We start from the raw sequence: 21,802 nt of genomic DNA on the forward strand, positions 1-21,802 counted from the left end.
CTGAAACCCCTTTAGCCTACGTGCCTGGCCTGAACCGAGCCTGAAGCGGCCCTGAACGGGAACTGACGGCCGCGGTCCGGCCGCACGGTCGGCGCTAGACTGCGTTTTTTTCTGGAAAGACCCCATCGCGTGCGCATATTGCTCGTCGAAGATGACAGTGCGTTGGCAGACGCCGTCTGCAGCTACCTGGTTGCAAAGGCTTTCGTGGTCGACGTGGCGCCCAGCCTCGCCGATGCGCGCAGCGCCCTGCTTTCGGTGCAGTACGCCGCCGTGCTGCTCGACCTGCACCTGGGCGACGGCGACGGCCTGTCGCTGCTGCCCCAGGTGCGCGCGCTGCGCGAGCCGCCGATCGTCATCGTGCTGACGGCGCGCGACCAGGTCACCGACCGCATCCGCGGCCTCGACGCCGGCGCCGACGACTACCTCATCAAGCCCTACGACCCGGCCGAGCTGCTGGCGCGGCTGCGCGCCGTGGAGCGGCGGCGCAGCGCCGGCAGCTCGCCGGTGCTGCACCTGGGCACGCTGGAGATCGACCTGGCGCACGATCGGGTCCGCAAGGACGGCAACCCGGTCGTCCTCACGCAGAAGGAATGGGCCCTGCTGCGCGTGATGGCCACGCGGCCCGAGCGCATCCACACCCGCGAGAACCTGGCCGACGCGCTCTACGGCTTCGGCGACGAGGCCGACAGCAACACGCTCGAAGTGTTCATCAGCCGCCTGCGGCGCAAGCTGGGCAAGAACCACATCCAGACACTGCGCGGCCTCGGCTACCGGCTGTCGACCTCGTCGGGCGACGACGAATGAACGCGGCGCTTCCGAAGGACGGCCCCGACACGCTGGCCGGCCGCCTGACGCGCACCCTGATCCTCTGGGTCGGCGGCGTGTGGATGCTGTGCGTGCTGGCCGTGGTCTGGTATGTGGACCGCGAGATCAACCACAACTTCGACAACGAACTGGTCGAGGTCTCGCACCGCATGTTCGACATGGCGCTGCAGGAATTCGGCAAGATGCAGCATTCAGGCGCCACGCCGGACACGCCGGTGATCGCGCCCAAGCAGCTGTTCTCCGAGGACGCCGTGATGTACCAGGTGGTGGACATCCACGAGCACGTGCTGCTGCGCTCGGCCGAGGCGCCCGACGGCGCCTTCGACGTGCCACTGGCTCCCGGCTTCGCCAACAACCAGACCTGGCGCATCTATACGGTGCGGCATCCCACGCTGGGCCTTTACTTCCAGGTGGCCGATCCGCTCGACGAGCGGCGCTCGGCGCTGAACCGCACGCTGTTCGGGCTGATCATTCCGCTCGGTGCCGTGCTGCCGCTGCTGGCGCTGGTGCTGCGCAAGGTGGCGCGCAACGAGCTGCGCGTGCTGCAGCAGCTCGCGGGCGAGATCGAGAAGCGCAGCGGCTCCGACCTGCGCCCCATCACGCTGCCCGGCCTGCCGCGCGAGCTGCGCTCGGTCGGCGACCACGTCAACAGCCTGCTGGAGCGGCTGTCGCATTCGCTCGACGTCGAACGCGCGCTGGCCGCCAACGCGGCGCACGAGCTGCGGACCCCGCTGGCCGCGGCGCGGCTGCGGCTGCAGACCGCGCTCGAGCACGACCTGCGGCGCAACGACGTGCAGGCGGCGCTCGATGCGCTGCAGCTGCTCAGCCACCGCGCCGAGAAGCTGCTGCAGCTCTCGCGCGCGGAATCGGCCGCATCGCTCGCGCGCGCGCCGGTCGACCTGGTGCAGCTGGCCGGCGCCGTGGCGCAGGACTTCTGGAACGACCCGCAGATCAGCGAGCGGCTCGCGCTCAAGGTGCCCGACGACGCCGCGCCCATTGCCTCGGGCGACGTCGATGCGCTGGCGATCGCGCTGCGCAACCTGGTGGAAAACGCGCTGCGCTACGGCGGCAACGGCCGCGTGGTGATCGAGGTGATGGCGCCCTGCACGCTCGCGGTGCGCGACTTCGGCGCGGGCGTCAGCGCCGAACAGCTCGCCACGCTGCAGCAGCGCCACGTGCGCCACAGCTCCGATCGCGCAGGCTACGGCCTGGGGCTGTCGATCGTGGGCACCATCGTCGAGAAGCACGGCGCCAGGCTCGAGCTGGCATCGCCGCCGCCGGGTGCGGCCCATGGCTTCGAGGCGCGCATCGTGCTGCGGCCGGCGTAGCTGCGCGCCCTACTCGCTCACCACCGCGCGCAGCCAGTCGGGCAAGGGCAGCGCCTTCTGCTTCGGAAAATCGACCCAGATCGTGGTCGCCCCGCCGGCCGCGCAGATCACCTCGGGCGCCTCGGCCCGCGCCATGGTGGCCCAGCTCTCGAAGGTGGTGCGCGCCGGGTCGCTCACGTACATCTTGAGCAGCACGTCGCCGGGGTATTCGATCTGCCGGTAGAAATTGCAGAAGGCGTTGACGATCACCATGCCCTCGCCGCCCGGCGCGGGCTCGATGCCGAGCGAGCGGATCCAGTCGATGCGCGCGGTTTCGAGGTAGCGGAAATAGGTGCCGTTGTTCAGATGCCCCATGGCGTCCATGTCGCCCCAGCGGATGGGGATGGACATCTCGAACACGAACTTTTTCTTCTCGGGGATTTCGATTCTCATCGGTGGCTTTGATGGAGGGGATCAGAGCGCGAACCCGTCGTCGGCCGCAATGACCGCGCCGTTCACGAAATGGCTCTGGCCGCTGGCCAGCAGCACGATCAGGCCGTCCAGGTCTTCGGGCTTGCCCACGCGCTTGCGCGGCAGCATGCTCACGAGCTTGGCGCCGCCTTCGGAGGCCCAGTGGTCCTCGTTGAGCTCGGTCGCGATGTAGCCCGGGCACAGCGCGTTCACGTTGATGCCGAAGCGGCCCCATTCGAGCGCCATGGCTTTGGTCATCTGCACGACCGCGGCCTTGCTCATGCAGTAGGTGCCGATCTGCGGCAGCACCTTGAGCGCCGCCACCGAGGCGATGTTGATGATGCGCCCGCCGATGTAGGTGCCCGGCGCCGAACCGTCGGCGCGCGCCAGCATGCGCTTGCCCACCTCCTGTGCGACGAAGAAGGAGCCCTTCACGTTGGTGTCGAAGATGTAGTCGTAGTCGTCCGGCGTGACGTCCGAAAGGCGCTGGGTGGTGCTCACGCCCGAGTTGTTGACCAGGATGTCGATGGGGCCGACCTCGGTTTCGGCGCGCGCCACCGCGGCCTTGATGCTGCCGATGTCGGTGACGTCGAGCTCGACCGCATGCGCGTCGCCGCCCTCGCCCTCGATGCGGGCGCGCAGCTCCTTCAGTTTCTCGAGCCGGCGGCTCGCGAGCACCACCGCGGCGCCGGCACGCGCCAGCGTCTTGGCAAACTGCGCGCCCAGCCCGCTGGAAGCGCCGGTGATGAAGGCCACGCGGCCCGAAAGATCGATGCTGTAAGCCATGGGAAGGGGGTCCTGTTGAGCGGTTGCCGAGTCGCCGAGGCGACGCCCGGCACTCCACATAAAATGTTTCGCGCCCTCGAAGCGTCCGAGCCTCAAATCATTATCGACGAGACCCCACATGACCCACGACGAAATCCTCGCCCAGTTCGGCCCCCGCGAATCCATGGAATATGACGTGGTGGTCGTCGGCGGCGGCCCGGCCGGCCTCTCGACCGCCATCCGGCTCAAGCAGCTGGCGGCCCAGCACGACAAGGAAATCTCGGTGGTGGTGCTCGAGAAGGGCTCCGAGCCCGGCGCGCACATTCTCTCGGGCGCCATCATGGACCCGCGCGCGCTCAACGAGCTGCTGCCCGACTGGAAGGAGCTGGGCGCCCCGCTGAACCAGCCCGTGACCGACGACGCCATGGTGTTCCTCGGCGAAAAATCGGGCCTGCGCACGCCCAACCTGTTCCTTCCGGCCTGCTTCCAGAACCACGGCAACTACATCATCAGCCTGGGCGCCTTCACCAAGTGGCTGGCGCAGCAGGCCGAGAACCTGGGCGTGGAGATCTTTCCGGGCTTCCCGGCGGCCGAAGTGCTCTACAACGAGAACGGCTCGGTGCGCGGCGTGGCCACCGGCAACATGGGCGTGGGCAAGGACGGCGAACCCACCGAGAACTTCCAGCTCGGCATGGAGCTCTTGGGCAAGTACACGGTATTTGCCGAGGGCGCGCGCGGCCACCTGGGCCGCCAGCTGATCGCCAGATTCAAGCTCGACGAGGGCAAGGATCCGCAGACCTACGGCCTGGGCGTGAAGGAAGTATGGGAAATCGACCCCAAGCGCCACCAGCCCGGCTTCGTGCTGCACACGGCCGGCTGGCCGATGAAGAGCGACACCTACGGCGGCGCCTTCCTCTATCACATGGAGGACAACAAGGTCACGATGGGCTTCATCACGGGCCTGGACTACAGCAACCCGTACCTGAGCCCGTTCGAGGAAATGCAGCGCTGGAAGCTGCACCCCAACATCCGCTGGTACCTCGAAGGCGACGAGGCCCAGGGCATCAAGCCGGCCAAGCGCATCGGCTACGGCGCGCGCGCCATCACGGCCGGCGGCCTGATGTCGCTGCCCAAGACGGTGTTCCCGGGCGGCGCGCTGGTCGGCTGCGAGGCCGGCTACCTGAACGTGAGCCGCATCAAGGGCAGCCATGCCGCCATCAAGACCGGCATGCTGGCCGCCGAAGCGGCCTTCGTCGCGGTGCAGGCCGGCCGCCAGCACGACGAGCTCACGGCCTACCCGGCGGCGTTCGAGAAGAGCTGGCTCCACGCGGAACTGAACAAGTCACGCAACTTCAAGGCCTGGTTCAAGAAGGGGCTGGGCATTGCCACCTTCATGAACGGCATCGAGCAGTGGCTGCTCAAGGGCCACATTCCATGGACCCTGCGCCGCAACAAGCCGGACCACCTGTACCTCAAGCCGGCGGCGGAGTGCAAGCCCATCGCCTATCCGAAGCCGGACGGAAAGCTGACCTTCGACCGCCTCTCGAGCGTGTTCATCAGCAACACCAACCACGAGGAGCAGCAGCCTGCACACCTGACGCTCAAGGATGCGTCGGTGCCGGTGAACATCAACCTGTCGAAGTTCGCGGGCCCCGAAAGCCGCTACTGCCCGGCCGGCGTGTACGAGTTCGTGCCCGACGAGGCCAACGCCGGCAAGGAGCGCCTGCAGATCAACGCGCAGAACTGCGTGCACTGCAAGACCTGCGACATCAAGGATCCGACGCAGAACATCGTGTGGGTCACGCCTGAAGGGGGCGGCGGGCCGAATTACGTGGGGATGTAGTTCTCTCTCGTTTTTGGCGCTGTTGTTCGGGGCGCTGTTGTTCAGGGCGCGTGCACAGGCCACCGGGTACTCCCCTCCGCGAATGTCCCCCGGGGGCTGCGCCCCCTCCTCCTTGATTTCGCTGCGGGGAGCACTCGATGCCCTGTGCACTTGGGCACGCTGCTGGTGTACCGCTGATCAACGACTGCTCTGATCACGCTCCCGTCGATGGGGTGCCTTGCGCAGCGAAATTAAGGAGGAGGCCGCAGGCCGGGGGACATTCGCGGAGCAAGGTATCCCGTCGGCGGGAGCGCACCCTGGAAAGAGCGCCAAGTTCAGCGCCCTTCGCCCCATCCTCCCCCACCCGGCGTTTCGATCACGAACACGTCCCCCGGCGCCATCTGCACCTGTCCGATGTGGTCCAACGTCTCGACCGTCCCGTCGACCCGCTCGACACGGTTGACACCCACCGCGCCAGCCTCCCCACCCGCACCGCCGAATGCGCCGTAGAGCCGGCCATTGCTGAGGATCGACGCCGTCATCGGCGCCAGGAAGCGCACGCGCCGCACGCCGCCGTCGCCGCCGCGCCAGCGCCCGGCTCCCCCTGAACCGGTGCGCAGGCGGTAGCTCTCAAGGCGCACCGGGTAGCGGAACTCCAGCACCTCGGGGTCCGTGAGGCGCGAGTTGGTCATGTGGGTCTGCACCACGCTCGTGCCGTCGAAGCCCGGGCCCGCGCCCGAGCCGCCCGAGATGGTTTCGTAGTACTGGTGCTCGCCGTCGCCGAAGGTGAAGTTGTTCATCGTGCACTGGCTCGCGGCCATCACGCCCAGCGCGCCGTAGAGCGCATTGGTCACGCAGCTCGAGGTTTCGACGTTGCCCGCCACCACCGCGGCCGGCGGCAGCGGGTTGAGCATGCAGCCGCCCGGCACGATCACCTCGATGGGCTTGAGGCAGCCCGCGTTGAGCGGAATGTCGTCGTCCACCAGCGTGCGGAACACATACAGCACGGCCGCCATGGTGATGGCCCGCGGCGCATTGAAGTTGTTGGCCAGCTGCGCGCTGGTGCCCGTGAAGTCGACCGTGGCCGAGCGCGCGACGGCATCCACCGTGACCCGCACGCGGATCTGCGCGCCGTTGTCCAGCGGCAGCGTGAACTCGCCGTTCTTCAGCGCCGTGATGACGCGGCGCACCGACTCCTCGGCGTTGTCCTGCACGTGGCCCATGTAGGCCGCCACCGTCTCGCGGCCGAACTGGGCGACCATGGCCTGGAGCTCCTGCACGCCCTTTTCGTTGGCGGCGATCTGCGCGCGCAGGTCGGCCAGGTTCTGCTCGATGTTGCGCGACGGGTGGGCGCCGCTTCCGAGCAGCGCGCGCAGTTCGGCTTCGCAGAGGCGCCCGCCCTCCACCAGCTTGAAGTTGTCGATCAGCACGCCCTCGTCGCCGATGGTGGCCGAGAACGGCGGCATCGAGCCCGGCGTGATGCCGCCCACGTCGGCATGGTGGCCGCGCGAAGCCACGTAGAACGACGGCCGTGCGTCGCCCGACTCCAGGTACACCGGCGTGACCACCGTGATGTCGGGCAGGTGCGTGCCGCCGTGGTAGGGGTCGTTCAGCACGAAGACGTCGCCGGGCTTCATGCCGGGGTTGCCGTCGATCACGGTCTTGATCGACTCGCTCATCGAGCCCAGGTGCACCGGCATGTGCGGCGCGTTGGCGATCAGGTTGCCCTCGACGTCGAACAGCGCGCAGGAGAAGTCGAGCCGCTCCTTGATGTTGACCGAATAGGCGGTGTTCTGCAGCCGCAGGCCCATCTGCTCGGCGATGTTCATGAAGAGGTTGTTGAACACCTCGAGCATCACCGGATCGGCGCTGGTGCCCAGGGCCTGCGTGGCGACGCGCGGGCGCACGCGGTGCAGCTGGATGCCGGCCGTGGTGGCGCGCGCCTGCCAGCCGGGCTCGATCACCGTGGTGGCGTTGCGGCCCGCGAGGATGGCGGGGCCGTCGATGGAAGCGCCGGGCTTGAGCGCCGCTTCGTCGAACAGCGCGGCATCGCGCCAGCCTGCGGCTTTTTCGTCAGCCTCGCAGTACATGCGCACGGCCGCGAGCGGTTCGGGTGCATGACTGGCCGCATCGGCCTGTGCGGCTGCGGGCGCTGCGCGCTCGCCAGTGCCCACCGCTTCGACCGTCACGGCCTCGATCACGAGCGCCCGCTCGGCCATCAGGAAGGCGAAGCGGCGGCGATAGCTGGCCTCGAACTCGCTCCGCATCGCCGCGATCGCGTCGTCGGCCGAACCCGCCATCGGCAGCGCGCAGGCCAGCGCGGTGTCGGTGCCTTCGTAGCGCAGCTGCACGCGGTGCACCGTGGCAATGGCCGCATCGGCCACGCCCTGCTCGCACAGTTCTCCTTTGGCCTGCGCCGCAAGAGTGGCTGCCGCATCGCGCGCCGCGGCCAGCCCCTGCGCATCGAGCCGGCGTTCCAGCGCCAGCTCGCGCATCGCGAGCTGGTCGGCCAGCCCCATGCCGAAGGCCGAGAGCACGCCCGCGAGCGGATGCAGGTAGACGCTGCGCATGCCCAGTGCATCGGCCACCAGGCAGGCGTGCTGGCCGCCTGCGCCGCCGAAGCACTGCAGCGTGTATTGCGTGACGTCGTAGCCACGCGCCACCGAAATGCGCTTGATGGCATTGGCCATGCTGGCCACGGCGATGCGCAGCGCACCGCTCGCCACTTCTTCGGCACCCACGGTGCGGCCCGTGGCTTCCGCCATGCGGCGCGCCATGGCTTCGAAGCCGCGCCGCGCGGCCGCGAGGTCGAGCGCTTCATCGGCGTTCGGCCCGAAGACATGCGGAAAATGCGAGGGCTGGATCTTGCCGAGCAGCACGTTCGCATCGGTGGTGGTGAGCGGACCGCCGCGCCGGTAGCTGGCCGGCCCCGGGTTGGCGCCGGCCGACTCCGGCCCCACGCGCAGCCGCGCGCCGTCGAAGGCAATGACCGAGCCGCCGCCCGCAGCCACGGTGTGGATGCTCATCATCGGCGCGCGCATGCGCACGCCGGCCACCTGGGTTTCGAAGGAGCGCTCGAACTCGCCGGCGTAGTGCGACACGTCGGTGGAAGTGCCGCCCATGTCGAAGCCGATCACGCGCGGATGGCCGGCGTCGAGCGCGGTGCGCACCATGCCGACGATGCCGCCGGCCGGGCCCGAGAGAATCGCGTCCTTGCCCTGGAAGCGGTCGGCCTGCGTGAGCCCGCCCGAACTCTGCATGAAGAACAGCGGCACGCCCGGCATCTGGCGCGACACCTGCTCCACGTAGCGCCGCAGAATCGGGCTCAGGTAGGCGTCGACCACCGTGGTGTCGCCGCGCGGCACCAGCTTCATGAGCGGGCTGGTCTTGTGCGACACCGACACCTGCGTGAAACCGATGGCGCGCGCGATGCGCTCGGCCGCGAGTTCGTGCGCGGCGTAGCGCCAGCCGTGCATGAAGACGATGGCGCAGGCGCGCAGGCCGGCATCGAAGGCTTCCTGCAGCGCGGCGCGCAGCGCGGGCTCGTCCAGCGGCTGCACGACGCCGCCCTGCGCATCCATGCGCTCGCCGGCCTCGATCACGCGCTGGTAGAGCAGCTCGGGCAGCACGATGCGGCGGTCGAAGAGCCGTGGCCGCGCCTGCGTGGCAATGCGCAGTGCATCGCGAAAGCCGGCCGTGGCGACCAGCACCGTCGGCTCGCCCTTGCGTTCCAGCAGCGCGTTGGTGGCCACCGTGGTGCCCATCTTCACGCACTCGACGCGCTCGGGGGTCACGGCCTCGCCGGGCGCGAGCTTCAGCAGGCGGCGGATGCCTTCGACGGCGGCGTCCTTGTACTGCTCGGGGTTCTCCGACAGCAGCTTGAGCGTGTGCAGGCCGCCCTCGGGATCGCGGCCGACCAGGTCGGTGAAGGTGCCGCCGCGGTCGATCCAGAACTGCCAGCGGGACGGGAGAAGGGAATGCGTGGTCATGAAGTCTTCGCGAAAAAGGAGAAAGAGGTCCGGATCAGTTCTGCCGCAGGTCGCGCCCGCGCGTCTCGGGCAGGCAGAGCGCCACGATCACCACCATGGCGTAGGCCACCGCGGCGCACACGCCGATGGCCGTGCCCAGCGAAAGGTGCATGCGGTCGCTCAGCACGCCGACCAGCGCCGGAAAGGTGGCGCCGATGCCGCGCCCGAAGTTGTAGCAAAAGCCCTGCCCGGAGCCGCGCAGCTCATTGGGAAAGAGCTCGGCCAGGAAGGCGCCCGCGCCGCTGAAGATGCCCGACATGAAGAAGCCGAGCGGAAAGCCCAGCAGCAGCATCAGCCCGTCGGTGATGGGCAACAGCGTGTAGGCATAGACCAGCGATCCGGCCCCCACCGCAAACAGGATGAAGGCGCGGCGCCGTCCGAGCCGGTCCGACAGGTAGGCGCCGCACAGGTAGCCGATGAAAGCGCCGATGATGAACATGAACTGGTAGCCGCCCGAGCCCAGCACCGTGAGATGGCGTTCATTCTTCAGGAAGGTGGGCAGCCAGACGCCGATCGCGTAGTAGCCGCCCTGCATGCCGGTGAACAGCAGGCTCGCGAGCACCGTGGTGCCCAGCATGCCGGGCTTGAAGATCGCGAGGAAATTGCCGCTGCGCTCGCCGCGCGCCACGGCAGCGCGGCTCTGCACGTAGATCTCCGGGTCGCGGATCGAGCGGCGGATGAACACGATCAGGATCGCCGGCAGCAGCCCCAGCAGGAACATCGCGCGCCACGAATACTCCGGCGGCAGGAAGGAGAAAAGCGCCATCGACACCAGCACCGCCGCGCCCCATCCGATGGCCCAGCTGCTCTGCACCAGGCCCACCGCCTTGCCCCGGTAGGCCGGCCGGATCATCTCGGCAATGAGCACCGAGCCCACCGCCCATTCGCCGCCGAAGCCCAGGCCCTGCAGCGTGCGTGCGATCAGCAGTTCTTCCGGCGTGCGCGAAAGGCCGCAGGCAAAGGTGAAGATGGCAAAGACCAGGATCGTGAGCTGCAGGATGCGCACGCGCCCGTACATGTCGGCCAGGATGCCGGCCACCCAGCCGCCGATGGCCGAGGCCACCAGCGTGGCGGTGCCGATCAGCCCCACCTCGGTCTTGCTCATGCCCCACAGCGACAGCAGGATGGGCGTGACCAGCGGCAGCGTGTAGTAGTCGAAGGCATCGACCGCGTAGCCGCTGAACGATGCGGTGAGCGTGCGCTTCTCGTTCGGGTTGAGCGTGCGCAGCCAGCTGCCTCCGGCTGGCGTGGCGTCGCCCGCCTGGGTGGCGTCGAGGGTGGTCTTCATGTGCTTGTCTCCTTGGGTTTTGAATGGGTCGAAAGCGCCGCGTCTAGAACGCGGCCAGCTGGCGGTGCAGCAGGTCGGTCACGAGCATCGAGCCCGGCGCGTGCGTGATGGCGAACGGCAGCCGGGCGGCGGCCAGCGCGGCCTGGGGCGTGACGCCGCAGGCCCAGAACACGGGCAGCTCGTCGGGCATGACCTCGACGGCGTCGCCGTAGTCGGGATCGGCGATCGAGCGGATGCCGATCAGCGCCGGATCGCCGATGTGCACCGGCGCGCCGTGCACGGCCGGAAAGCGCGAAGTGATCTGCACCGCGCGGATGGCGTCGGCCGCGCGCAGCGGGCGCATCGACACCACCATCGGCCCATGGAAGGCGCCGGCCGGCACGGTGGCCATGGAGGTGCGGTACATCGCCACGTTGCGGCCCTGCGCCACGTGGCGCAGCGCAATGCCCTCGGCCATCAGCGCATGCTCGAAGGTGAAGGAGCAGCCGATGACGAAGCTCACCAGGTCGTCGCTCCAGAGCGCGCGCACGTCGGTGGGTTCGTCCGCCAGCACGCCGTCACGCCACACGCGGTAGCGCGGCAGGTCGGTGCGGATGTCGATGTCCTCGCCGAGCGCCGGCAGCGCCGGGTCGCCGGCTTCCGAGACGCCGAGCAAGGGGCAGGGCTTGGGGTTGGCCTGGCAGAAGCGCAGGAAGTCGGCCGCGTGCGCCCGCGGCAGGATCACGAGGTTGCCCTGCACATGGGCGCTTGCGAGCCCGCTGGTGTGGGCGTTCAGCGCACCGCTGCGGCAGGCCTGGCGCACGGCCAGCGCGCTGCTGCCGGCGCCGGGCTGTTCTGCGAAGGATGGACGGTTCGACATTTGGCGTTTCCGATGCCCGAGGCATCGCTGTGGTGTGATGCGCCGGATTGTGGGAATCCGCGCTCACGAACGCCAACGCAAATTTTCTTTCTCAACCCATCGATTTTTTCGATGAACCCATGCGGTGCGAAGCGTGCACCACGGCGGAGCCGAGCGCGGCCTCGGGCAGCGGCGACGAGGGGTCGTCGCGGTAGCTCGCATAGATGGGCAGCGGCTCCAGCGTCACGTCGCAAGGCAGCACGCGCAGCGGCAGGCGCCGCGCCAGCGGCTCGACCACCGCGCGCGGCAGCCCGGCCACGCCGAAGCCCGCCTCCACCAGCTGCGCCATCGCCGAGATCGACGAGATCGCATGCACCCGCGGCGGCGGGCTGCCGGCCTCGCGGAACAGCTCGAGCAGCGCCACGTGCGGCTGCGAGCCGCGCTGGAAGGTCAGGAGGTCGAGCGAGAGCAGGTCCGGCAGGCGGTAGCGCCGCTTCAGGTGCAGCTCGCGGTGGCCGACGAAGCACATCGGCATCGGCGGCACGGCCCGCGTGCGCACGCCGTCGCCGGTGGCCGGCAGCGCGCCAAACACCAGGTCCTGCTTGCCGCGCTGCAGTTGGTCGACCAGCACCGGCGTGGTTTCGACGGTGAGCTCCAGTTCGAAGTCCGGATGCGTGGCCTGCATGTGCTTGAGCCAGCCCGTGAGCCAGCTGTGCACCACCGACTCGATGGCGCCCACGCGCAGCACCGCCTCGCGCACCGCGCCCGAGCCCATCTCGGCCTTGATGTGCATCTGCATCTCGAGCAGCTTCTGCGCGAAGGCATGGAAGCGCTGCCCTGCCACCGTGAGGCGGAACTGCTTGTCGCGCCGGTCGAGCAGCAGCACGCCCAACTCGCGCTCGAGCGCGGCAATGCGGCTGGACAGCGCCGACTGCGTGAGGTGCAGCTTCTCGGCCGCACGGGTGACGCTCTTGAGTGCCACGGCCCAGTGGAAGGCTTCGACGAATCGCAAGTTCATGGCGCGAGTGTCGCCTGAGCCGCGCATTCCGCTGCGCTATGCTCGTTGGCGAAGGAGACAAGACCACCATGCAGATCGTCATCACGGGCGGCGCCGGCTTCCTGGGCGCACGCCTTGCCCGCACCCTGCTCAGGCAGGGCGAGCTTTCGCTGGCCGGTGCGCCGGCACGCGCCATTTCCCGCATCACGCTGGTCGACCGCGCCGCGCCGCCGGCCGACCTCGCGGCCGACCCGCGCATCGGCACCGCACTCGGCGACCTGAACGAGCAGCTGGCTTCGCCCGACGCCTCGCTCTGGACCGGGGCCGACGCCATCTTTCACCTGGCCGCCGCGGTCAGCGGCGAATGCGAGGCCGATTTCGACCTGGGCATGCGCAGCAACTTCGCCGCCACGCACGCGCTGCTCGAAAAGGCGCGCGCGGTGGGCACCCGGCCGCTCTTGGTGTTTGCCAGCTCGCTCGCGGTGTTCGGCGATTCACCCGAGCAGCCGCTGCCGCCGGTGATCGAGGACCACACGCTGCCGACGCCGCAGACCAGCTACGGCATCCAGAAATTCATCGGCGAACAGCTGGTGGCCGACTACACGCGCAAGGGCTTCATCCGCGGGCGCAGCGTGCGGCTCATGACGGTGAGCGTGCGCCCCGGCCGGCCCAACGGCGCGGCGTCGGGCTTTTTCAGCGGCATGATCCGCGAGCCGCTCGCGGGCATCCGCGCGGCCTGCCCGGTGCCCGACGAGACGCCGGTGGCGATTGCGTCGCCGGCGCGCACGGTCGAAGGCATCCTTCGCGCCGCCGAGGCCAGCGACGGCGAATGGGGACCGCGCACCGCGCTCAACCTGCCCTCGCTTTCCACCACGGTGGGCGACATGGCCGCAGCCCTCGAGCGCGTGGCCGGCAAGGCCGCCACCGCCCTGCTCGACCGCACGCCCGATCCGGCCATCCAGCGCATCGTGAAGACCTGGCCCGGGCGCATCGAGACCGTTCGCGCCGGCAAGCTCGGGCTCACGGCCGACGCCAGCTTCGAGGCGGTGATCCGCGACTACGTCCGTGAAAATCCCGACGCGGTCAAACTGGTTATTGCGGCATAGTCATCGGTTGCGCGCAGAGCCGACGCTTTGCGACACCCCCTTTCCATCTCAGGAGACAGAAGAATGAAATTGACCCGACTGGCCGCCGGCCTGGTTCTGGGCATGGGCATGGCCTGCGCGGCCTTTGCGCAGACGACCATGAAGATCAGCATCTCGACCGCGCAGAACTCGCACCAGGGCGTGGCCATCGACACCTTCGCCAAGGAAGTCGAAAAGCGCACGGGCGGCCGCTACAAGGTCCAGACCTTCTACAACGGCTCGCTCGGCGGCGAGCGCGAATCGATCGAGGCGGTGCAGCTGGGCACGCAGGAGCTGGCTTTCTCCTCGACCGGCCCGGTGCCCAACTTCGTGCCCGAAACCAAGATCCTCGACGTGCCCTTCCTGTTCCGCGACAAGGCCCATGCGCGCGCCGTGCTCGACGGCCCGATCGGCCAGGACCTGCTCACCAAGTTCGACGCCAAGGGCTTCAAGGCGCTGGCCTGGGCCGAGAACGGCTTCCGCCACATGACCAACAGCAAGCGCGACGTGAAGGCGCCCGAGGACCTCAAGGGCCTGAAGATGCGCACCATGGAGAACCCGGTGCACATCGCCGCCTACAAGGGCTTCGGCATCATCACCACGCCCATGGCCTTCCCCGAAGTGTTCACCGCGCTCCAGCAGGGCACGGTCGACGGCCAGGAGAACCCGCTGCCGGTGATCATCTCCGCCAAGTTCGACCAGGTGCAAAAGCACCTTTCGCTCACGGGCCACGTCTATTCGCCCTGCATCTTCCTGATGAACAAGGCCTCGTTCGACAAGCTCAGCGCGGCCGACAAGCAGGCCTTCCTGGACGCCGCCAAGGAAGGCACCAAGGCCAACCGCGCCCGCGTGGACGAGGACGACGCCAAGGGCGTGGCCGACCTGCGCGCCAAGGGCATGACCGTGATCGAGAACGTCGACAAGGCCAAGTTCGTGGCCGCGCTCGCACCGGTGAATGCGCAGTTCGAGAAGGACTTCGGCAAGGCCAACCTCGACAAGATCCGCGACTACAAGTGAAAGAAAAATTCCTTGGCATCGAGCGCTGGACCACCGGCGCCTCGATGCTTGCCGCCTGCCTGATGCTGGTCATTGCATCGGCCCTGGGCGTGTTCCAGATCGTGACGCGCTTCGTGCTCGAGCAGCCCGCGGAGTGGAGCGAGATCCTGATCCGCGTGAGCCTGATCTGGATGGTGTTCCTGGGCATTCCGATGGCGTTTCGCCAGGGTGCCATGGTGAGCGTGGACGTGCTCTACCGCTGGAGCCCGCCGCGCGTCAAGCGCGTGCTCGACGCCGTGGTGAGCATTGCCGCGCTCATCCTGATGCTGGTCATTCTCTGGTGGGGCTGGGACTACGCGATGCGCGGCCGCGTGCAGTCGATGGCCGGCCTCGAAAGCCTGTCGATGATGTGGTCGTACCTGGCGCTGCCGGTCGGTTCCGTCTTCTGCCTGTTCGGCATCGTTGGGAATTTTCTCGATCCCAAGCGGCTTGAGCTGGAGACTGCGCAATGACGCCCGTGATGGTTGCAACGATGGTGCTGTGTTTTGCACTGTCGGTTTCTGTTGCAGTGTCCATCGGGCTCGCCTCGATCCTGGGCATCCAGGTGGCCAATGCCAACATGCTGATCTCCGTCAAGGAGATGTTCAATTCGATCAACAAGTTTCCGCTGGCGGCCATTCCGTTCTTCATCCTGGCCGGCAACCTGATGGAAACGGGCGGCATCTCGCGGCGGCTGGTCGAGTTTGCCAAGAGCATCGTGGGCGGCGTGCAGGGCGGCCTGCCGATGACCTGCGTGCTCACCTGCATGATCTTTGCGGCGGTGTCGGGCTCGTCGGTGGCCACCACCTTCGCCATTGGCGCGATCCTGATTCCGGCGCTCATCAAGCACGGCTACCCCACCGCCTACGCGGCCGCGCTGCAGGCCACCAGCGCCGAGCTCGGCGTGATCATCCCGCCCTCGATCCCGATGATCCTGTACGGCGTGAGCGCCGAGGTGTCGATCGGCGAGCTGTTCATCGCGGGCTTCGGCCCCGGCATTCTCATCAGCCTGGCGCTCATGCTGTTCGTCTGGGCCTTCTGCAAGTGGAAGGGCTGGGGCAAAAACGACGGCGACGGCCGCATGCCGTTTGGCAAGGCGCTGTGGCAGGCCGGCTGGGCGCTGCTGATGCCCGTCATCATCCTGGGCGGCATCTACGGCGGCATCTTCACGCCGACCGAAGCCTCGGCCGTGGCGGTGTTCTATGCGCTGGTGGTGGGCGTGGTGATCTACCGCGAGATCAAGCCCAAGGACCTGTACGTGATCCTGCGCAAGTCGGTGCTGTCGTCGGCGGTGATCATGTTCATCATCGCCAACGCGGGCCTGTTCGCGTTCCTGATCACGCGCGCGGGGGTGCCCGACGCCATCGGCCACTGGCTGCAGGAAGTGCTGAAGTCGCCCGCGATGTTCCTTCTGGGCGTGAACGCGGCGCTGTTCATCATCGGCATGTTCATCGAGACCAGCGCGGCCATCATCGTGCTCGCGCCCATCCTTGCGCCGGTGGCGGTGCACTTCGGCATCGACCCGGTGCACTTCGGGCTCATCATGGTGGTGAACCTCGCCCTGGGCATGATCACCCCGCCCTTCGGCGTGAACCTGTTCGCGGCCTGCACGGTGGCGCGCATCTCGCTGGACCGGATCGTGAAGTACCTGGTGCCCTTCGTGCTCGTGATCCTGGCCTGCCTGCTGGTGATCACCTACGTGCCGTGGATATCGCTGGCGCTGCGCGACCTGGTGTATGCCAAGTAGCTGAGACGGCGCGAAAAACAAGGAAGAAACGGCAGCCTGTTCGCAGGCTGCTTTTTTTTTGCGCTGCCGGGGCGCTGTAAGGCAAACGTTTCATGAAGATGTCACCGCTTGCAACGATGCTTCAGCCCTCGATCCCCAAAAGCTGTGGCGCCATGTTTCCCACCAAGACCGACAAGGCACGCGACGAACTCCAGGGCCGCCAGCGCACGCTGAGCCAGCGCGAGCGCGCCTTGCTGCTGATGGCAGACGGCCGGCGTTCGCTGACCGATTTCAGCCCGCTGTTCGCCAGCCGCACCGAAGCCGAGCAGGCGATCCAGGCGCTGATGCGCCAGGGCTATCTGCAGGACGCGCAGCCGGTGGCTGCCGCGGCGGCGCAGGCCGCGGCCCAGCCGCCCGCCCCGGTACCCGCGGCCGACCCGATCCAACTCGCCACCGCCGCCGACAACTTCGACGGCAAGCGCTCCCTGGCCACCACGCGCATGTTCCTGTTCGACATCTGCGAGCGCATGTTCGTGCGGCGCGACCCCAAGTTCGCGCTGCAGATGCGCGATGCCCTGCGCGAGGCGCGCGACCGCGGCGCGATGCTGACCATCGCCGCGCTGATGCTCACCGAGGTCGAGAAAACCGCCGGCGCCGAGCGGGCCGAATCGCTGCGCGAGCGCATCGACCGGCTGCTGCCGCCGGCCGAGACCGTGCACTGAGCCGCAGACCGGCCGCCCGCGATCCACTACACTCCCATGGTCAGGAGAGAGCCCCGCCAGCCGGGGCCGCCGAAGGCGCAGGGGTTTCCCGAACGCTCAGGCAAAAGGACTGACACAGCGTTGGCGCATGCCGGCGCTTCCTTGCTGGAGAGAGGCTGTTGCTTGCATCGACGCGATGCGCCGGCCCACCGAAGGAGCAAACCCCGATCGTGGGGCGAATCTCTCAGGTAAAGCGGACAGCAGGGGTGGCCCATGGCTCGCGCCATGGAATTCGTCTGCCCCTTTGGAGTGCCCCGTGGCCGCTTCCTCCGATTCCTCTTCCGCCGAACAACTCCTGAAGACCCCGCTGTACGGCCTGCACGTGGAGCTCGGTGCCCGCATGGTGCCCTTTGCAGGCTATTCGATGCCGGTGCAATACCCCGCCGGCCTCATGGCCGAGCACAGGCACACGCGCAACGCCGCCGGCCTGTTCGACATCTCGCACATGGGCCAGCTGCGCCTGGTCGGACCGGACGCCGCGGCCGCCTTTGAAACCCTGATGCCGGTCGACGTGATCGACCTTGCGCCCGGCAAGCAGCGCTACGGGCTGCTGCTGAACGACGAGGGCGGCATCCTCGACGACCTGATGTTCTTCAACGAAGGCCACGGCTCGATCTTCGTGATCGTCAACGGCGCCTGCAAGGTGGCGGACATCGCCCACATCCAGCAGAAGATCGGCGCACGCTGCGATGTGCAGCCCATGCCCGACCACGCGCTGCTCGCGCTGCAGGGCCCGCAGGCGGCCGCGGTGCTGGCGCGGCTGTCGCCGGGCATCGAGCGCTTCGTGTTCATGACCGGCGGCGCGGTGCAGATCGGCGGCATTCCGGCCTTTGCCACGCGCAGCGGCTACACCGGCGAAGACGGCTTCGAGATCTCGGTGGCCGGCCAGAATGCCGAGGCGCTGGCCCGCCTGCTGCTGGCCCAGCCCGAGGTCGAGCCCATTGGCCTGGGCGCGCGCAATTCGCTGCGGCTGGAAGCGGGGCTGTGCCTCTACGGCAACGACATCGACACCACCACCACGCCGGTCGAGGCCTCGCTCAACTGGGCGATCCAGAAGGTCCGCCGCACCGGCGGCGCGCGCGAAGGCGGCTTTCCGGGCGCGGCCCGGGTGCTGGCCCAGCTCGCCGCCGCCACGGCCGGCGCCGCGGGCCACACCGACCACGACACGCTGAAGCGCAAGCGCGTCGGCCTCGTGGCGCTGGAACGCGTTCCGGTGCGCGACGGCACGGTGCTGCAGTCCTTCGAAGGCAAGGACATCGGCTTTGTCACGAGCGGCCTGCTCGGCCCGACGGCCGACCGCCCGATCGCCATGGGCTACGTGGCCACCGCGTATTCCGAGCCCGGCACGCGCGTGCAGGCCATCGTGCGCGGCAAGCCGGTGCCGATGGAAGTCTCGACGCTGCCTTTCGTGCCGACGCGCTACTACCGCGGCTAGGCGCTGCGCCCCCGATCATCTTTTTTTCCACGAGGAGTTTTCCACCATGAGCATCAAGTACACCAAGGACCACGAATGGGTCTCGGCCGAAGGCAGCGCAGCCACCGTCGGCATCACCGTGCATGCGCAGGACGCGCTCGGCGACGTGGTCTTTGTCGACCTGCCCGAAGTCGGCAAGACCTTTGCCCAGGGCGAGGTGGCCGGTGTCGTCGAATCGGTCAAGGCCGCAGCCGATGTGTTCATGCCCGTGTCGGGCGAGATCACCGAAGTGAACGAAGCCCTGCGCGCCGATCCCTCGCTCGCCAACACCGACCCGCTGGCCGCCGGCTGGTTCTTCAAGGTCAAGCTCAGCGAGCCCGCGCAGCTCGACGCGCTGCTCGACGCGGCCAGCTACGACAAGTTCGCTGCCGAGTCCTGATCCGCCGAGTTCGCAAGCCGCCTTTTCCTCATCCCGAGCCTTCACCGCCATGCCGATTCCCGCCCTTCCCTCTTTGCAACAACTGGAGAACGCCGAAGAGTTTCTCGCCCGCCACATCGGCATCGATGCGGCGGACGAGGCGCGCATGCTGCCGGTGATCGGTTCGGAAACGCGCGCCGAGCTCATCGACGGCATCGTGCCCGCAGCCATCCGCCGCGCCAAGCCGATGCGGCTGCCGGCGCCCGCCACCGAGGCCGATGCACTGGCCGAGCTCAAGGCGATCGCGGCAAAGAACAAGGTCTTCAGGAGCTTCATCGGCCAGGGCTACTACGGCACGCACACGCCGGGCGTCATCCTGCGCAACGTGCTCGAGAACCCCGCCTGGTACACGGCCTACACGCCCTACCAGGCCGAGATTTCGCAGGGCCGCATGGAAGCGCTGCTCAACTTCCAGACCATGGTGTGCGACCTCACGGGCATGGCCATCGCCAATGCCTCGATGCTCGACGAAGCCACGGCGGCAGCCGAGGCGATGACGCTCGCCAAGCGCAGCGTCAAGAGCAAGAGCAACGTGTTCCTGGTGTCGGGCGACTGCCATCCGCAGACCATCGAGGTCATCAAGACGCGCGCCGCGCCGCTGGGCATCGAGGTGAAGGTGAGCACCGTGTCCGAGACGCTGCCGCACCTGATGGTGAGCGGCGAATTCTTCGGCGTGCTCGCGCAGTACCCCGCCACCACCGGCCACGTGCACGACCTGCGTCCGCTCGCGGGCCATGCGCACCAGTGCGACGCCGCCTTCTGCGTGGCCGCCGACCTGCTCGCGCTCACCTTGCTCGCGCCGCCCGGCGAATGGGACGCCGACATCGTCTGCGGCACCACGCAGCGCTTCGGCATGCCGATGTGCAACGGCGGCCCGCACGCGGCCTACCTGGCCTGCCGCGACGAGTTCAAGCGCTCGCTGCCGGGCCGCCTGGTGGGCGTGAGCGTCGACACCCACGGCCAGCCCGCCTACCGCCTTGCGCTGCAGACGCGCGAGCAGCACATCCGCCGCGAGAAGGCCACCTCCAACATCTGCACCGCGCAGGTGTTGCCGGCCGTGGTGGCCAGCATGTACGCCGTGTACCACGGCCCCGACGGCCTCACGCGCATTGCACAGCGCGTGGCTGCGCTCACGGCCATCCTCGCGCAGGGCCTCGCGCAGATGGGCCGCGAGCCGGTCAACGGCACCGCCTTCGATTCGCTGACCATCCGCACCGGCGACGACACGCCCAAGATCATCGAACGCGCCCAGGCCGCGGGCGTCAACCTGCGCCAGCGGCTGCAGCAGCACCTGGGCATCTCGCTCGACGAGACCACCACGCGCGCCGACATCGAAACGCTCTGGGCGCTGTTCGTGCCCGCCGGCACGCCGATGCCGCGCTTCGACGACCTGGCCAACGCTGTGCCGCGCCTGCCCGAGGACCTGCGGCGCACCAGCGCCTTTCTCACGCACCCGGTGTTCAACACCCACAAGAGCGAAACCGCGATGCTGCGCTACATCCGCAGCCTGTCGGACAAGGACCTGGCGCTCGACCGCAGCATGATCCCGCTCGGCAGCTGCACCATGAAGCTCAACGCGACCAGCGAGATGATCCCGATCACCTGGCCCGAGTTCGCGAACATCCATCCCTTTGCGCCGGCCGAGCAGCTGGTGGGCTACGCCCAGCTCGACGCGCAGCTGCGCGCCTGGCTCTGCGAAGCCACCGGCTACGCGGGCATCAGCCTGCAGCCCAACGCGGGCTCGCAGGGCGAATACGCCGGCCTGCTGGCCATCCGCTCCTTCCATGAGGCCAACGGCCAGGGGCACCGCAACATCTGCCTCATTCCTTCGTCGGCGCACGGCACCAACCCCGCGAGCGCACAGATGGTGGGCCTGCAGGTGGTGGTGACGGCCTGCGACGCGCAGGGCAACGTCGACATGGACGACCTCAGGCGCGCCTGCGAGAAGCACAGCGACAAGCTCGCGGCCGTGATGATCACCTACCCGAGCACGCACGGCGTGTTCGAAACCCGCGTGAAGGAGCTCTGCGAACTGGTGCATGAGCACGGCGGCCGCGTGTACGTGGACGGCGCCAACATGAATGCGCTGGTCGGCGTGGCCGCGCCGGGCGAGTTCGGCGGCGACGTCAGCCACCTGAACCTGCACAAGACTTTCTGCATTCCGCACGGCGGCGGCGGCCCGGGCGTGGGCCCGGTGTGCGTGGTCGAAGACCTCGTGCCCTACCTGCCGGGGCATGCGACGGCCGGCGTGGCATCGAACGGCGTCGGCGCCGTCTCGGCCGCGCCGCTGGGCAATGCGGCGGTGCTGCCGATCAGCTGGATGTACTGCCGCATGATGGGCGCCAAGGGCCTGCAGGCAGCGACCGAAATCGCGATCCTGAGCGCCAACTACATCAGCGCGCGCCTGAAGGATCATTACCCCACGCTGTACGCGAGCCCCAACGGCCACGTCGCGCACGAGTGCATCCTCGACCTGCGCCCGCTCAAGGACAGCAGCGGCGTCACCGCCGAGGACGTGGCCAAGCGGCTGATCGACTACGGCTTCCATGCGCCCACGCTGAGCTTCCCGGTGCCCGGCACGCTGATGGTGGAACCCACCGAGAGCGAGCCGCTGGCCGAACTCGACCGCTTCATCGACGCGATGATCGCGATCCGCGGCGAGATCCGCCGCGTCGAGGAAGGCGTCTGGCCGAAGGACGACAACCCGCTCAAGCATGCGCCGCACACCGCGGCCAGCCTGATGGCGGCGGAATGGCCGCACCCCTATTCGCGCGAACTCGGGGCGTTTCCGCTGGCGGAACTCAAGCTGGCCAAGTACTGGCCGCCGATCGGCCGCGTCGACAACGTGTATGGCGACCGCAACCTGTTCTGCAGCTGCGTGCCGGTGGGCGACTACAAGGAAACCGAGGAGGCCTGAAAAAGG

17 protein-coding genes and 2 riboswitches are annotated in these 21,802 nt (G+C 68.4%); of the genes, 11 read left to right on the top strand and 6 right to left on the bottom strand.

The window, feature by feature from the left end; genetic code table 11:
• The first annotated feature begins 129 nt into the window (after positions 1–129).
• The gene (locus AC1DSC_RS21390) at positions 130–804 is read left to right on the top strand and encodes a winged helix-turn-helix domain-containing protein (protein WP_012748383.1); all 675 of its coding nucleotides are present in this window, start codon (positions 130–132) and stop codon (positions 802–804) included.
• On the top strand, positions 801–2,153 hold the full coding sequence (locus AC1DSC_RS21395; protein WP_012748384.1) for a sensor histidine kinase: 1,353 nt from the start codon (positions 801–803) through the stop codon (positions 2,151–2,153). Before AC1DSC_RS21390 ends, AC1DSC_RS21395 begins: the two co-directional genes overlap by 4 nt.
• A gap of 9 nt (positions 2,154–2,162) precedes the next feature.
• Here AC1DSC_RS21395 and AC1DSC_RS21400 read toward each other — a convergent pair whose 3' ends face one another.
• Together AC1DSC_RS21400 and AC1DSC_RS21405 are read right to left on the bottom strand one after the other, a co-directional pair.
• Complete coding sequence (locus AC1DSC_RS21400) at positions 2,163–2,585, bottom strand: acyl-CoA thioesterase (protein ID WP_012748385.1); 423 nt, start codon at positions 2,583–2,585, stop codon at positions 2,163–2,165.
• Between the two features lie 21 nt (positions 2,586–2,606).
• A complete protein-coding gene (locus AC1DSC_RS21405) occupies positions 2,607–3,389 on the bottom strand; it encodes an SDR family oxidoreductase (protein ID WP_012748386.1) in 783 nt (260 codons plus the stop codon).
• Between the two features lie 118 nt (positions 3,390–3,507).
• On the opposite strand from AC1DSC_RS21405, the gene AC1DSC_RS21410 reads away from it, so the two are divergent.
• Positions 3,508–5,211, top strand: coding sequence for an electron transfer flavoprotein-ubiquinone oxidoreductase (locus AC1DSC_RS21410; protein ID WP_012748387.1), 1,704 nt, complete (start codon positions 3,508–3,510; stop codon positions 5,209–5,211).
• 314 nt (positions 5,212–5,525) lie between these two features.
• On the opposite strand, the gene AC1DSC_RS21415 is transcribed toward AC1DSC_RS21410, so the two are convergent.
• The 4 genes from AC1DSC_RS21415 to AC1DSC_RS21430 all read right to left on the bottom strand — a co-directional run bounded on the left by AC1DSC_RS21415 (position 5,526) and on the right by AC1DSC_RS21430 (position 12,362).
• Entirely contained in the window at positions 5,526–9,179 is a 3,654-nt protein-coding gene (locus AC1DSC_RS21415; RefSeq protein ID WP_012748388.1) for a hydantoinase B/oxoprolinase family protein, read from the bottom strand.
• Positions 9,180–9,213: 34 nt separating this feature from the next.
• On the bottom strand, positions 9,214–10,506 hold the full coding sequence (locus AC1DSC_RS21420) for an MFS transporter (RefSeq protein ID WP_012748389.1): 1,293 nt from the start codon (positions 10,504–10,506) through the stop codon (positions 9,214–9,216).
• Positions 10,507–10,549: 43 nt separating this feature from the next.
• The gene (locus tag AC1DSC_RS21425; protein WP_012748390.1) at positions 10,550–11,365 is read right to left on the bottom strand and encodes a putative hydro-lyase; all 816 of its coding nucleotides are present in this window, start codon (positions 11,363–11,365) and stop codon (positions 10,550–10,552) included.
• A gap of 91 nt (positions 11,366–11,456) precedes the next feature.
• On the bottom strand, positions 11,457–12,362 hold the full coding sequence (locus AC1DSC_RS21430) for a LysR family transcriptional regulator (RefSeq protein ID WP_012748391.1): 906 nt from the start codon (positions 12,360–12,362) through the stop codon (positions 11,457–11,459).
• Between the two features lie 68 nt (positions 12,363–12,430).
• On the opposite strand from AC1DSC_RS21430, the gene denD reads away from it, so the two are divergent.
• The 8 genes from denD (at position 12,431) to gcvP (ending at position 21,796) form a co-directional block, all read left to right on the top strand.
• Positions 12,431–13,447, top strand: a complete 1,017-nt coding sequence (gene denD, locus AC1DSC_RS21435) for a D-erythronate dehydrogenase (RefSeq protein ID WP_041945701.1) — start codon at positions 12,431–12,433, stop codon at positions 13,445–13,447.
• Positions 13,448–13,510: 63 nt separating this feature from the next.
• Complete coding sequence (locus AC1DSC_RS21440) at positions 13,511–14,482, top strand: TRAP transporter substrate-binding protein (RefSeq protein WP_012748393.1); 972 nt, start codon at positions 13,511–13,513, stop codon at positions 14,480–14,482.
• A complete protein-coding gene (locus AC1DSC_RS21445; protein ID WP_012748394.1) occupies positions 14,479–14,973 on the top strand; it encodes a TRAP transporter small permease in 495 nt (164 codons plus the stop codon). Before AC1DSC_RS21440 ends, AC1DSC_RS21445 begins: the two co-directional genes overlap by 4 nt.
• Positions 14,970–16,247, top strand: coding sequence for a TRAP transporter large permease (locus AC1DSC_RS21450; protein WP_012748395.1), 1,278 nt, complete (start codon positions 14,970–14,972; stop codon positions 16,245–16,247). Before AC1DSC_RS21445 ends, AC1DSC_RS21450 begins: the two co-directional genes overlap by 4 nt.
• A 152-nt stretch (positions 16,248–16,399) precedes the next feature.
• Positions 16,400–16,948, top strand: a complete 549-nt coding sequence (locus tag AC1DSC_RS21455) for a hypothetical protein (protein ID WP_369663088.1) — start codon at positions 16,400–16,402, stop codon at positions 16,946–16,948.
• A gap of 31 nt (positions 16,949–16,979) precedes the next feature.
• Positions 16,980–17,070: riboswitch (glycine riboswitch) on the top strand.
• A 12-nt stretch (positions 17,071–17,082) separates the two neighbouring features.
• Positions 17,083–17,198, top strand: a riboswitch (glycine riboswitch).
• A gap of 45 nt (positions 17,199–17,243) precedes the next feature.
• Complete coding sequence (gene gcvT / locus AC1DSC_RS21460) at positions 17,244–18,422, top strand: glycine cleavage system aminomethyltransferase GcvT (protein WP_012748397.1); 1,179 nt, start codon at positions 17,244–17,246, stop codon at positions 18,420–18,422.
• A gap of 46 nt (positions 18,423–18,468) precedes the next feature.
• Complete coding sequence (gene gcvH, locus AC1DSC_RS21465; RefSeq protein ID WP_012748398.1) at positions 18,469–18,840, top strand: glycine cleavage system protein GcvH; 372 nt, start codon at positions 18,469–18,471, stop codon at positions 18,838–18,840.
• Positions 18,841–18,889: 49 nt separating this feature from the next.
• On the top strand, positions 18,890–21,796 hold the full coding sequence (gene gcvP, locus AC1DSC_RS21470) for an aminomethyl-transferring glycine dehydrogenase (protein WP_012748399.1): 2,907 nt from the start codon (positions 18,890–18,892) through the stop codon (positions 21,794–21,796).
• The last annotated feature ends 6 nt before the right edge of the window (positions 21,797–21,802 follow it).

The sequence above is a fragment of the Variovorax sp. 01N425 genome, from assembly GCF_056399465.1.